Raw genomic sequence first — 12,739 nt, 5'->3', positions numbered from 1 at the left:
ATGGCGCAAGAAGCTCAAAACGCGATTCAAAACCCCATCATCCGCGTCCGCGACATCACCGTGCAGTTCGGCGCGACGCGGGTGCTCGACGGCCTCAACCTCGACGTCAAGCGCGGCGAGATCCTCGGCTTCGTCGGTCCCTCTGGGGCGGGCAAGTCGGTGCTGACGCGCACCATCATCGGCCTGGTGCCGAAGGTCGCGGGCTCCATCGAGGTGTTCGGCGTCGATCTGGATTCCTCCAACACATCGCAGCGCCGCAACGTCGAGCGGCGCTGGGGTGTGCTGTTCCAGCAGGGCGCGCTGTTCTCCTCGCTCACCGTGCGCCAAAATATCCAGTTTCCGATGCGCGAATATCTGCGGGTCTCGCAGCGGCTGATGGACGAGATCACCATGGCCAAGCTCGCCATGGTCGGCCTCAAGCCGGAGGTGGCCGAGCGTTTCCCCTCGGAACTGTCGGGCGGCATGATCAAGCGCGTCGCTCTGGCTCGCGCGTTGTCGCTCGATCCCGACCTCGTCTTCCTGGACGAGCCGACCTCGGGCCTCGATCCGATCGGCGCCGGCGAGTTCGACGATCTGGTCAGGACGCTGCAGCGTACTTTGGGGCTGACCGTTTTCATGGTAACCCACGACCTCGACAGCCTTTACACCGCTTGCGATCGGATCGCCGTTTTAGGGAACGGTAAGATCATTGCGGCAGGGTCGATCGCCGACATGCAGGCCTCGCAGCATCCCTGGCTGAGGCAGTATTTCCATGGCAAGCGCGCCCGCGCGGTCGTGACTTGAGTAGCCGGAGCAGCTGATGGAAACGCGGGCGAATTACGTACTGATCGGATCCTTCACGCTGGCGGTGATCGCGGCTGCGATCGGCTTCGTGCTGTGGTTCCAGTCGCTGCACACCACCAAGCAGCGCAGCCCCTTCCGCGTCGTGTTCGAGGGCCCGGCCGCGGGCCTGCGCAACGGCGGCAGCGTCAATTTCAACGGTATCCGGGTCGGCGAAGTGGTCTCGGTGAAGCTCGACAATCCGCGGCGGGTTGTCGCACTCGCCATGATCGAGAACAACACGCCGCTCCGCAAGGACACCCTGGTCGGCCTCGAATTCCAGGGCCTGACCGGCGTCGCCGCGATCTCGCTCAAGGGCGGCGAGGAGGCGGCTCCGCCGCCGCCGCTCGACGAGGACGGCATCCCGACGCTGACGGCCGATCCGAACAAGCTCCAGGACGTCACCGAGGCGATCCGCGGCACGCTGCAGAACATCAACAAGATCGTCGCCGACAACCAGGAGTCGGTGAAGAACTCGCTGAAGAACCTGGAGACCTTCACCAACTCGCTCGCGCGCAACTCCGAGAAGATCGACGGCGTGATGGCCAAGGTCGACGGCGTGATGCTCAAGGCCGACAACCTCATGCTCGGCCTCAACACGCTCGCCGGCGGCAAGGACGGTGGCGAGCTGTTCCTGACCGTGAAGTCGATCCGCGAGCTCGCCGATGATTTCGACAAGCGCTCCGGCGCGCTGATGACCGACGGCCGCCGCACGCTCGGCGACATCAGCCGCGCCGTGAACAACTTTGATCGCAACCCGACCCGCGTCCTGTTCGGCGCCAGCAACAACGCGCCGGCCGCCGCGCCGGCGGCGGCCGAACCGTCGAAGCCGGCCGCAACGGAGCGCCGGCGGCAGTAGGCGGTTCGTTCGCGCTCTCTCCTCCGTCATTGCGAGCGTAGCGAAGCAATCCAGACTGTCTCCGCAGAGGGAGCCTGGATTGCTTCGTCGCAAGAGCTCCTCGCAATGACGGTGGTTGTGGGGGCGCCGCAATTCCCGTGCGCAGTGAGCCGCCGGCGTAATGACGCGCGCGAAACAAAAACGGAGGCCGTGAGGCCTCCGTTTGCATTCGCAACCTGCGAGCTTCGCTTACCCCAGCCGGCCCGCCGCATGAGCGAGCAGCGTGTACACCAGGCCCGTCTCCGAGGTCAGGTGGCTGCGCAGCTCCTGCGGGCCGCGGCCGTCGCGGGCGACTTCGTCGAGCAGGCGTTCGAACTCGCCGATGTAGCGGTCGACCGTGCCCTTGAAGTTGCGGTCGGCGCGATACTTGCGGGCGACCTCGTCAAAGGCCTTCTGGCCGGCGGGCGTGTACAGGCGCTTGGTGAAGGCCTTGTTCTCGCCGCGCTGGTAGCGGTCCCACATCTCGGTGGCGAGGTTGCGGTCCATCAGCCGGCCGATGTCGAGCGACAGCGATTCCAGCGGATTGCCGCTGCTCTGCGGGGCCTGCGGCTGCGGAGCGGGTGCAGCCTGGCGGCCGCGCGGGGCCTCACGACCGGTCGGAGCAGCCTGATTGGCGTCCGTGCGGTTCAACAGATCCGACAGCCAGCCGTCGCGGCCCTGGTCGTTGCCGCCAGGGGCCACCGGCGGTGCCTCGGTGCGACGCGAGACGGGCACGCCGAGATCCGGCGGCGGCAGGGTCGAGGCGCTGGTGCTTTCGCGGACGCGCGTTTCGCTGCTGCGGCCGCCGACGGTCGCCAGCATCGGCTCTTCCTGGCGCTGCACGCTGGCGCGGCCCGTCGTGGTGACGTCGAGGCCGCGGCCGTGCTGGGCCACGATGCGGTTGAGCTCGGCGAGCGCCTCGATCTGGTCGACGATCACCTTGCGCATCTGCGCCGTGCTCTCGGCGGCCTCCTGCGGCATTTCGAGCACGCCGCGGCGCAGCTCGTTGCGGGTGGCTTCGAGCTCGTTGTGCATCTCGAACGCCATCTGCTTCATGCTGGAGACGAGGTTGCCGAACTTCTCGGCCGACTGCTTGAACATCGCATCCGCCTCGTCGGTGGTCTGGCGGTAGATGTCGTGCATGGCCTCGATGGTCTGGCGGTGCTCCTCTTCGGACGCCGACCGCACCGCCTCGAACTGGCGGGTGATCGCGGCCGAGCCTGCGCCGGCGGTCTCCGCGACCACGCGAGCGATGTCGCGGGCACGCTCTTCGGCAGCGGCGAGCGACTCATCGAGCAGCCCGGTGAAGCGCGACAGGCGCTGGTCGAGATCGGTGGTGCGCAGGTCGATGGTGGTGACGAGCGATTCCAGCGCCTGCTTGCGCTCGGCGAGCGAGGCGGTGGTGTTCTTGTTGCTCTGCTCGACGACCTGCGCGGCATCGACGAGCGCCTTGCCGTGCGCGTCGAATTGCGTCGACAACTCGCCGAGATCCTGGAGCGCCCGCGTGGTCTTCGTGTTGAAGACGTTGAGCTGGTCTTCCAGGTTCTGCGTCGCAGCGCCGTTGCGCGAGGTGACGTCGTTCATCGCCGAGACGAAGTCGGCGACGCGCGTCACCAGCGCCCGCTCGAGCGAGTTGAGGTTGTCGTGCGCACCGGTCAGCACCTCCTGGAGCAGGATGTTGCCTTCGCGCAGACGCTCGAACAGGGCGACCGTGTCGGTGCGCAGGATCTTGCTGGTCTCCTGCATCTCGGTGACAGCCGCGATCGAGACCTGGCGCGACTGGTCGATCGCAGCACGCGAGGCCTGTTCGAGGTCCTTGAGCGACCTGCCGACCGCGCTGGTCGCGATCTCGCTTGCCGCGTTGATGGTGCGGGCGACTTCGTTGCCGTTGCCCATCATGGTCTGCGAGAAGGCGTGGCCGCGCGTCTCGATCGACTTCAGCGCGTCCGAGGTGACGCGGTCGATGTCGAGCGTGAGCTGGCTGGTCTTCGAGCCGATCGCGTCCACGAGCGAGCCGCGCTTGGCGTCGATCATGTTCGCGAGGCGGTCGGACTGCTGCTGCACATAGGTGACGATTTCGTCGGTCTTGCCGGTCATGGCCTGGCCGAAGCTGCTCGAGGCGGAGAGCACCGAGCGCTCGACGTCGGCCGAGCTCGACTTGACCCGCGAGCTCGCCTCGTTGGAGGCGTTGATCAACGCATTCTGGGCGTTGAGCGCGCTGGTCTGGATGTCGTTGGTCGCGTTGGCCGTGGCCGTGCTCAATGCGCGCTCGATCTCGGTCGAGATCGTGCGGATCTGGCTTGCGGCATCCGCCGAGGTCGATGTCAGCGAGGTCTGCGCCTCTCGCGCGCTGCTGAGAATGGTGGAGGCGGTATCAGCACCGACCGCGGTCAGCGTGCGCTCGATGTCGGTCGTCAGCGACTTGATCTGGCTCGCTGCGTCGGTCGACGCAGTGATCAGCGTGCCCTGGGCCTCGCGCACGCCGCTGGTGAGCGCCTCGATGGTGGCGCCGCCGGCGGTCGCCAGCGCGCGCTGCATCTCGGCTGCGAGCGAACGGACCTGGCCGGTCTGTTCGGCCGAGACCGCGAGCAGGGTGCTCTGGGCATCGCGGGCGCTGGCCGTGATCGTCTCGGCGGTGGTCTGGCCGACCTGCGACAGCGAGCGATGCACTTCGGCCGCGAGCGACTTGACCTGGCTCGCCGCATCCGAGGACGCATTGACGAGCGTGCTCTGGGCCTCGCGCGCGCCGGTCATGATGGACTCGGCCGTCGAGGTGCCCGCCATCGAGAGCGAGCGCTGCACGTCGGAGGACAGCGCCTTGATCTGGTTGGCGGTCTCGGTCGAGGCGGCGATCAGCGTGCCCTGCGCATCGCGGGCGCCGGCGGTGATCGATTCCGCCGTGGCGGAGCCGGCCAGCGACAGCGAGCGCTGCACGTCGGCGGTGAGCGTCTTGACGTGGTTGGCCGCGTCCGACGAGGCGGTGACGAGCGTGGTCTGCACCTCGCGGGCGCCGGCTAGTATCGAGGCCGCGGTGGCCGAGCCGGCTGCGGACAACGTGCGTTCGACGTCGGCCGCGAGCCCCTTGATCTGGTTGGAGGCATCGCCCGATGCCGCGACCAGGCTCGACTGCGCCTCGCGGGCGCTGGTCAGGATCGAGTTCGCAGCACCGGTGCCGACCGCGGTCAGCGAGCGTTCGACCTCGGCGGAGGTCATCTTGAGCTGGGCGTTGACGTCGGAGGAGACCGTCATCAGCGACTGCTGCGCAGTGCGCGCACCGGTCTGGATCGTCTCGCTGGTGTTGACCACGAGGTTGGTGAGCGAGCGCTCGGCGTCCTCGACATGCGAGCGGATCGCGGTCGAGATCATCTCGGCGCGGGACATCATGTCCTCGCTGGCCTGGCGGCCACTGCTTTCGATGCGGCCGGCGACGGCCTCGACACGCGAGCCGAGCAGGTCTTCGAACTGTGCCACGCGCACGTCGATGTCGTTGGCAACCGAACCGACCTTGGTCTCGATCGCCTGGTGGATGTCCTGGAAGCGTGCCGTGACCGTGTCGGTCAGATGCATGCTGCGGCCGTCGATGAGGTCGGCGACGCTGGTGATCCGGCGGTCGACCGCCTCGATCGCTTGCGCGGTGCCGTCCGTGAGCGTCGAGGTCAGTAGGGTGAGGCGGGTGTCGATCGACTGCACGGCCTGCGATGCGCCGTTGGTCAGCGCCGAGGTCAAGTAGGTCAGGCGGCTGTCGACGGACTCCAGCGCCTGCGATGCGCCGCTGTTGAAGGTCGTCGTCAGATGCGTCAGGCGTGTATCGATCGCCTGGATCGTCTGCGATGCACCGTCGGTCAGCGTCGTCGTGAGGTTGGTCAGGCGCGAGTCGATGGACTCGAGTGCCTGCGACGCACCGCCGGTGAGCGTCGTCGTGAGATGCGTCAACCGCGTATCGATCGACTGGATCGCCTGCGTCGCACCGTCGGTCAACGTCGTGGACAGCGTGTTGAGACGTCCATCGATGGTCTCGGTCACTGACCTGGCGCGGGTATCGAACGACTGCTCGAGTTCTGCGACCCGGCCGACAAGCTGCCCGTCGAAGGTCTTGATGTGGCCTTCGATGGTGCCGTCGAGGCTCGCGATCTTGCCGTTCAGCGAGGCGTCGAGGTTGGTGACGCGTTCGCCGATCGTGGTTTCGAACTGGACCAGGCGCTGGTCGAGCACAGCCGTGATCGCACCGCCGTTGGAGGTGAAGCGGGTGTCGAAATTGTCGACATAGGTCTTCAGCGACTCATGGATGTCCTGGGTGCGCTGGCCCATGCGCTCGACGATCTCGCCGCCGAACGTCTTCACGGTGCGGTCGAACTCGGAGATGTGGCGCGTGATCAGGGCGCCCAGCGTGCCGGAATCGCGGGCGAACTTCTCGACTAGCTCGGATCCCTGGTTCTTCACCAGCTCGTCGAACGCGCTCATCTGCAGCGACAGCGAGTCGTGCGCGGTCTCGGTCTGGCTGACGACCTTGGCGACGAGGGTGTTGACCGTGGCGTCGAGCGCTTCGCTCGCCTTGTCGCCGGAGGTCATGATCTGGCCCGCGAGGCGGTTGCCGGCGTCGTCGATCTTGGCGGAGAGGTCGTTGGAGCGCAGCTCGAGCTCGAGCAGCAGCGAGTCCGACGAATTCTTCAGCGAGTCATGCACCTGCTCGGTGCGCTCGGAGATGCCGTCGACGATCGCGGCGGAACGCTGCTCGAACTCGCCGGTGATGCGGTCGATGCGCTCGTTCAGCATCTCGTGGACGCGGTCGGCGAGGTCGACGAACTCGTCGTGGACGTGGCCGGTCTTGAAGTTGAGGCTGGTGGTCAGCCGCTCGCTGGCGTCGAGCACCGCGCGGGTGGTCTCGGCGCTGGCCTCCTCGAGGCGGTCGAGCAGGTCGCCGCCGCGCTCGCCGAGCGCCAGGATCATGTTGTCGCCGGCATGGCTCAGCGCGCCGGTGATATGGGCGCCGCGCTCTTCCAGCGCGCCGGTGATGGATTTCGCGACCTCGTCGACGCGCGAGGCGATCGCGTCCGAGATCAGCGCGATGTCGTGGCGGAGGTCGATCTGCACGCCGGAAATGGCGCTGCGGACCTGCTCGGCCTGGCCGACCAGATTGTCGCGCTGATGCGCGATGTCCTGGAGCAGGGCGCGGATGCGCACCTCGTTGTCGGAATAGGCGCGCTCGAGTGCGGCGACCTCGTTGGCGACCAGCGTCTCGAGCTCGCCGGCGCGCGCGATGGCGCGCTCGATGCCGTCGCCCATCGCCGCGACCTCGCGGCGGATGGCCTGGCCGACGGTGACCATGGAATCGGACGCCGAGCCTTCCGGCTCGGAGAAGCGGATCGCGACCTGCGCCATCGCCTGTGCGACCTGGCTCATCTGCTGGCCGCGCCAGACCAGGCTCGCGAGGAAGTAGAACAGCATGATCGGCGCGAAGAACATGGTGACGAGGCCGGCGATGGCCAGCACGCCGCCGCTCTGGCCCATCGCGGCCTGGATCGAGGGCAGGAAGCCGACCGTCAGCGCGGCGCAGGCCGCAAGCCAGATGATGGTGAAGATGGTCGCGCCGGCGTAGATGTTGCGGGCAGGGCGGCCCGTCTGCAACGACTGGAGCAGCCGGCCGATGGTCTCGCGGTCGTCATTGGCGGCGCGGCGCGACGAGCGCGGTTCCTCGATCGTATCGAACACGGTGGCGCGTTCGTTGGCGGCGGGGCGCGGCTCAAACGCCGGCTCGTCGAACACGGGAGGTGCGGGCGGCGTCACCGGAGGCGCCGTTTCGTTGCGCATCGATGCGTTGCGGCTGGTGTCGGCAGCCGTGTCGCTGATGTTGAGGGCTTCCTGGATCGCAGAAAGCGCAACTTCTGTGGGGTCTTTGACCTTTTTCGGAGTGTTCGCCATGTTCAGTCCGAGCCCTCGTTACTTTTACGCGTCCCCCCGCGAGCCCTGCGCGCTACGCAAGCCCACAGACCGGATCATGCCGCTTGCGCGGATCTCCGAGCCATCCCCACCCGGACGGCTTGTCCGCCAATTTCTGCAACATCCTATTGGCAGAGCGTCGCGAATGAAATGCCCACCATTAAGACAATCTTAATCATCGTTAACAGGATCGCGCCGTAACACCTTAGGCCTAAATGAAATTCTCCACCGAACTTGGCCGATTGCGGCAACTTTTCGTCAATAAACGGGCGGATTTGCGTAAAGCGGCCCAAACACTTCGTTAACCATTTCCATGCTTCGGTGGGGGCGAACCGCCGGACCGGCGGACCGTCGCGCGATGCCGGGGCCTGCGCCATGATGCCTGAACTGCAACGGATGGACTGGATGCCCTCGCCCCCGCTTGCGCCCATCGACAGCCCTCTCGACCTCGACCACCTCTCGCGCATGACGCTCGGCGATGCCGAGCTGGAGCACGAAGTGCTTGCGATGTTCGCCGAGCAGGCGGTTCGGCTGATTTCGGCGATGACGGCGCTGCCGGCCGAGACCGGCGCGCTCGCGCATAAGCTTAAAGGCTCGGCGCGCGGGATCGGCGCCTTTGCGGTCGCGGATGCCGCCGCCAGCCTGGAAACCGCGGTCCGGATCGGCCACAACCAGCCCCACGCCTTCGCCGCGCTGAAAGAAGCGGTCGCCGAGGTTCGCGCGGCCATTGCGGCGATCCTCAAGCACTAGGCCGGCGGCTCCCACAAGTGCGGGTGGACTGCGCACTAGTCTTTTGTTTGTTTTGACGCGTTTTCTGCCCGCGAACCGGTATCCACTTCGCTTGAAAACGCTATGGCGCTGCCCTGACCGACCCGTTATAGGACAGCCCGGACCCTCCTTTTTCCCCAGATCGCGGCAGCACGAGCACTCATGGCCAAAATTCACTTTGTCGACCACAAGGGCGAAACCCGCACGGTGGAAGTCGAGAACGGCGCAACCGTGATGGAAGCCGCCATCCGCAACAGCGTTCCCGGCATCGAAGCCGAGTGCGGCGGCGCCTGCGCCTGCGCGACCTGCCATGTCTATGTCGACGAAGCCTGGCGCGAGAAGGTCGGCAGCCCGACGCCGATGGAAGAGGACATGCTCGACTTCGGTTTCGACGTGCGCCCGAACTCGCGCCTGTCCTGCCAGATCAAGGTCTCCGACGAGCTCGACGGGCTCGTGGTGTCGACGCCGGAACGCCAGGCCTGATCTTTCTGACTTAAGCGTTCGGCGGCGCGACCTCGATGCCGCGCTTGTGCCAGGGTTTGAATTTCTCGATCACCTCTGCGGTCAGCGGTGCTGGCCGGCGCGTCGCCTCGTCGAGCAAGACGCCGACGGACGTTGCTGACGCGATGCACGTCCCGTTCGAAAACACGACCTGCTCGAAGGTTACTGACGTGCGTCCGAGCTTCACCACGCCGAGGCCGAGCTCGATCGTGTTCGGCCAGTGCAGTTCGGCGCGGAAATGGATGTCGAGCCGCACCATGATCCAGGCGAGCCCTGGCGGTGTCAGCCCGTATTCCGGGCTCTTCATCAGCGTGACGCGGCCGGTCTCGAAATAAGTGGCGTAGACCGCGTTGTTGACGTGCTGGTTCGGGTCGAGATCGCCGAAGCGGACGTTGTCGCCGAGGCGAAAAGGGAAGTCCTCCAGGCGCGGCGTCGTATCGAGGCGGCTTGGTGCGTTCACCGATTGATCTCCGTCATATCCAAGCTCGTTACAGCCCAGTTATTTTGACCCGGCAAGTGGGCGCGGCTGCGGGGCGCTCCCGCTTTTATGCCTTCCCTGATCCATCCCCGTTGGCTAGACAGGCAGGGTCACCTCGGCCCAAAGGGCGCCGTCCAACCGCTAACGACCGATAAAGAGACGACATGAGCGACGTGATCAAAACCGATGTGCTGATTATTGGCGCCGGCCCTTGCGGTCTGTTCGCCGCCTTCGAGCTTGGCCTTCTCGACATGAAGGCGCATTTCGTCGACATCCTCGACAAGGTCGGCGGCCAGTGCGCCGAGCTCTATCCGGAAAAGCCGATCTACGACATTCCCGGCATCCCGCATGTATCGGGGCAGGGCCTCACCGACGCGCTGATGGAGCAGATCAAGCCGTTCCACCCGACCTTCCATCTCGGCGAGATGATCGAGACCGTGGAGAAGATCGGCGATCCCGCGTTTCGCTGCACCACCGACACCGGCAAGGTGTTCGAATGCAAGGTGCTGGTGATCGCGGCCGGCGGCGGCTCGTTCCAGCCCAAGCGTCCGCCGGTGCCGGGGATCGAGGCCTATGAAGGCACCTCGGTGCACTACGCCGTGCGCAAGATGGAGACGTTCCGCGACAAGAATGTGCTGATCGTCGGCGGCGGCGATTCCGCGCTCGACTGGACGCTCAATCTGCATCCGCTGGCCAAGCGCATCACGCTCTTGCACCGGCGCGACGATTTTCGTGCCGCGCCCCACAGCGTCGAGCAGATGCGCGCGCTGGTGGCCGACGGCAAGATGGATCTGCGGCTCGGCCAGGTCACTGCGCTCTCAGGTGCCGATGGCCAACTGACCGGCGCCACCGTCAAGGGCAACGACAACAATGTCAGCGATATTGCCTGCGACACCATGCTGCCGTTCTTCGGACTGACCATGAAGCTCGGTCCGGTCGCGAATTGGGGCATTGCGCTGGAGAACAATCTGGTGCCGGTCGAGACCTCCGCGTTCGAGACCAACGTACCCGGCATCTTCGCCATCGGCGACATCAATACCTATCCCGGCAAGATCAAGCTGATCCTGTGCGGCTTCCACGAGGGCGCACTGATGTCGCAGAAGGCCCACCGCTATGTCTATCCGGAGAAGCGGCTCGTGTTCCAGTACACGACCTCGTCCTCCAGCCTGCAAAAGAAGCTCGGTGTCAACTGATCGCGACGGGAGCGGACGGGCGATGCGCCATGTTTCCGGTGCTGGAATCGTTCGCGAAATCGCCGTAGTCTGCGGCCATTCCAGTCGTGGCTAGCAAGGTGATCATAATGCGGCATCTCTCTTCCAGCTTTCGGCTGCTCCCGTTCCTCGCGCTCGCGCTGTCGCTCGGCGCGGCAAGCCCGGCTGCGGCGCAAGTCCCGGCTGCGGCGCCAGCGCAGCCAACCGCTGCGGGCCTTTGGCAGAAGGTCGAAGAAGGCAGGACGGTGGGCTGGTTCCTCTTCATCGACCACAACGGCATCTTCGAAGGCGTCATCGCCAAGACGTTTCCGCGGCCCGGCGACGATCCGAACGAGGCCTGCACGAAATGCACGGACGATCGCAAGAACCAGCCGGTGCTCGGGCTCTCCTTCATCCGCGACATGAAGCGCGACGGGTTGAAGTATGAAGGCGGCAACGTCGTCAATCCGCGCGACGGCAACATCTGGAAGGCCAAGATGACGGTGAGCCCGGATGGTCAGATCCTGACCATGCGCGGCTTCCTCGGCATTTCCCTGTTCGGCAAGGACGAAAGCTGGCAGCGTTTGCCGGATGCAAATATCGCCGAAGTCGATCCCGCCATCGTCGCCAAATATCTCCCCGCACAGGCCGCCGCGACCAAGCCGGCGCCCGCGCCCGCGGCCAAAAAGGGTGGCGCGATGATGATGGCGCCGGCAGCGAAGAAGTAGGCAGCTTTCACGCTGCCCGGGCAACGGACCTCAATACGTCCGCGCCTTCCTGCAAGGCGCATAGAACGTGCCGTTGCCGGCAACGACCCGCTCGAGGCATTGCCGGGGATCGGCGATCTCACCGTCAATCTGAAAATAATAGGCCTGCGATCCCAGGCTCAGGACGTAATGTCCCGGCGGAAGCTCGAGCTCCGCATCGCTGGCGTGAAGCTCGTACATCTCGGATTTCCCCGGAATCGGCGAGATCCGGAACGGATAGGAGAAATTGCGGATCACGCCGACGCCGTCTCCGCCCCCCGTCGTCTTGCCTGCAGCGTCGGTCGAAAACTCGCTGACCTTCGCGACAACACGGACCTCGACGCGCTCGGGGATCACATTTGCGATGTCCCGGCGGAACACGATGAACTTGACGTGGCCGTTCGGCAGATGCGGTCGATCGGGCCTCTTGAACTCCGGTGAAATCGCAATGCGCATGTCCGGCGCCATCACGCTGGTCGCGTTCAACTCAGCCAGCGACTTGTCGTCGATCAAGGCATAGATGCCGTAATCGCTCGGAAGCACGCGCGCCGGTGGCGGAGCGGCGGAGGGAACTATTTCCGGCTTGGCGACCGTGATCGTCGTCTCGGGCTTGGGCGTGACCTGCGCGATCTCCGGCGTCTGCGACGAAGTCAGCCGGCGCAGCGCGGCGATCTTGTCTCGATGCGAGACGATTGCGACGACTGCGCCAACGACGACAAGGATGGCTGCTGTGCGCTTGATCACCGGCAGGAGCGGGCCCGAGACCGCAGGCCGCTTGCTGCGGGACTTCCCGATCCCAGAAGGCAAAACGGTCGCCTCGCCGGATACCAGAAGAGTGCCTGCTTCGGCCACCCTGACCGACGTGAGTTGTTGTTGCGGCAAGCGCTCCAGCGGTGCCTGTTCGCGCGAAAACTTCTCGACCTCGTCGATCGCGATCTCGAGGGCCTGCTTCATCTTGTCGATGTTTTTCGCGTCGGCGTAGGTGAATTGTTGCTGGAGCTTGTAGCGGGCGAGATCGTAGACCATCTGCCGCCGGGCGTCGGCGTCGTCTTTCACCGTCTCGAGCATGCGCGAAATCACCAGCGCAAACTGCACCTGGTTTGCGGGCAAATCGGTCGGATCCTGTTCATCGGGAAGCAGGTCCTTCGAGTCGCTCATAGCGCTGACGGTCCAATGCCTGTCACGCCGATACCCAATTCTTCCATTTGAAACAGCCGGTTAAGCGAATAGCGGTCGCATCTGCGCCAGCTTCGTACACGTCCAGACACGACAAGGAAAGCCTCCGAAATGAGGTGCGGGGACCGTCGGCACGTCACAGATGCAGGACGTGCTGGCAGATCAAGCGGGACGGTCGCGCCGGTAGTTCCCCGGAATGCGTGCTGGCGCCGGATTTGCATAGCTGTCGGCAAATCTGCCGGAGGAA

General features: G+C 65.5%; 9 protein-coding genes. 6 read left to right on the top strand and 3 right to left on the bottom strand.

From position 1 onward, the window contains the following. Both ACP2YP_RS27100 and ACP2YP_RS27095 read left to right on the top strand, forming a co-directional pair. Positions 1-783: an ABC transporter ATP-binding protein gene (locus ACP2YP_RS27100; protein ID WP_426419315.1), complete on the top strand. Its 783-nt coding sequence runs from the start codon at positions 1-3 to the stop codon at positions 781-783. A 16-nt stretch (positions 784-799) separates the two neighbouring features. After that, positions 800-1,678, top strand: a complete 879-nt coding sequence (locus ACP2YP_RS27095) for an MlaD family protein (RefSeq protein WP_426419314.1) — start codon at positions 800-802, stop codon at positions 1,676-1,678. A gap of 228 nt (positions 1,679-1,906) precedes the next feature. Here the strand turns inward: ACP2YP_RS27095 and ACP2YP_RS27090 are convergent, their stop codons facing one another. Further along, entirely contained in the window at positions 1,907-7,615 is a 5,709-nt protein-coding gene (locus tag ACP2YP_RS27090; RefSeq protein WP_426419313.1) for a negative regulator of septation ring formation, read from the bottom strand. Positions 7,616-8,008: 393 nt separating this feature from the next. Here ACP2YP_RS27090 and ACP2YP_RS27085 point away from each other — a divergent pair, with 393 nt between their 5' ends. Together ACP2YP_RS27085 and ACP2YP_RS27080 are read left to right on the top strand one after the other, a co-directional pair. Further along, entirely contained in the window at positions 8,009-8,383 is a 375-nt protein-coding gene (locus ACP2YP_RS27085) for an Hpt domain-containing protein (RefSeq protein ID WP_426426280.1), read from the top strand. A gap of 180 nt (positions 8,384-8,563) precedes the next feature. Further along, the gene (locus tag ACP2YP_RS27080; RefSeq protein WP_426419312.1) at positions 8,564-8,884 is read left to right on the top strand and encodes a 2Fe-2S iron-sulfur cluster-binding protein; all 321 of its coding nucleotides are present in this window, start codon (positions 8,564-8,566) and stop codon (positions 8,882-8,884) included. A 10-nt stretch (positions 8,885-8,894) separates the two neighbouring features. Here the strand turns inward: ACP2YP_RS27080 and ACP2YP_RS27075 are convergent, their stop codons facing one another. Further along, positions 8,895-9,362, bottom strand: coding sequence for an acyl-CoA thioesterase (locus tag ACP2YP_RS27075; protein ID WP_426419311.1), 468 nt, complete (start codon positions 9,360-9,362; stop codon positions 8,895-8,897). A 182-nt stretch (positions 9,363-9,544) separates the two neighbouring features. Here ACP2YP_RS27075 and ACP2YP_RS27070 point away from each other — a divergent pair, with 182 nt between their 5' ends. Together ACP2YP_RS27070 and ACP2YP_RS27065 are read left to right on the top strand one after the other, a co-directional pair. After that, on the top strand, positions 9,545-10,573 hold the full coding sequence (locus ACP2YP_RS27070) for an NAD(P)/FAD-dependent oxidoreductase (RefSeq protein WP_426419310.1): 1,029 nt from the start codon (positions 9,545-9,547) through the stop codon (positions 10,571-10,573). A gap of 107 nt (positions 10,574-10,680) precedes the next feature. Then, positions 10,681-11,298 carry a DUF2147 domain-containing protein gene (locus tag ACP2YP_RS27065; RefSeq protein ID WP_426419309.1) on the top strand — a complete coding sequence of 206 codons (618 nt, stop codon included), beginning with the start codon at positions 10,681-10,683 and terminating at the stop codon, positions 11,296-11,298. A gap of 30 nt (positions 11,299-11,328) precedes the next feature. On the opposite strand, the gene ACP2YP_RS27060 is transcribed toward ACP2YP_RS27065, so the two are convergent. Then, complete coding sequence (locus tag ACP2YP_RS27060) at positions 11,329-12,474, bottom strand: hypothetical protein (RefSeq protein ID WP_426419308.1); 1,146 nt, start codon at positions 12,472-12,474, stop codon at positions 11,329-11,331. Between the last annotated feature and the right edge of the window lie 265 nt (positions 12,475-12,739).

This window comes from Bradyrhizobium genosp. A, assembly GCF_049949275.1.
Lineage (GTDB): Bacteria > Pseudomonadota > Alphaproteobacteria > Rhizobiales > Xanthobacteraceae > Bradyrhizobium.
The sequence above is the reverse complement of the archived record's forward strand: the minus strand, read 5'-3'. Positions and strand labels throughout refer to the sequence as shown.

What these genes read in the sequence shown, in the direction of transcription:
- ACP2YP_RS27100 (WP_426419315.1), top strand. Translation starts at nt 1, where the DNA reads ATGGCGCAAGAAGCTCAAAACGCGATTCAAAACCCCATCATCCGCGTC.
- ACP2YP_RS27095 (WP_426419314.1), top strand. Translation starts at nt 800, where the DNA reads ATGGAAACGCGGGCGAATTACGTACTGATCGGATCCTTCACGCTGGCG.
- ACP2YP_RS27090 (WP_426419313.1), bottom strand. Translation starts at nt 7,615, where the DNA reads ATGGCGAACACTCCGAAAAAGGTCAAAGACCCCACAGAAGTTGCGCTT.
- ACP2YP_RS27085 (WP_426426280.1), top strand. Translation starts at nt 8,009, where the DNA reads ATGATGCCTGAACTGCAACGGATGGACTGGATGCCCTCGCCCCCGCTT.
- ACP2YP_RS27080 (WP_426419312.1), top strand. Translation starts at nt 8,564, where the DNA reads ATGGCCAAAATTCACTTTGTCGACCACAAGGGCGAAACCCGCACGGTG.
- ACP2YP_RS27070 (WP_426419310.1), top strand. Translation starts at nt 9,545, where the DNA reads ATGAGCGACGTGATCAAAACCGATGTGCTGATTATTGGCGCCGGCCCT.
- ACP2YP_RS27065 (WP_426419309.1), top strand. Translation starts at nt 10,681, where the DNA reads ATGCGGCATCTCTCTTCCAGCTTTCGGCTGCTCCCGTTCCTCGCGCTC.
- ACP2YP_RS27060 (WP_426419308.1), bottom strand. Translation starts at nt 12,474, where the DNA reads ATGAGCGACTCGAAGGACCTGCTTCCCGATGAACAGGATCCGACCGAT.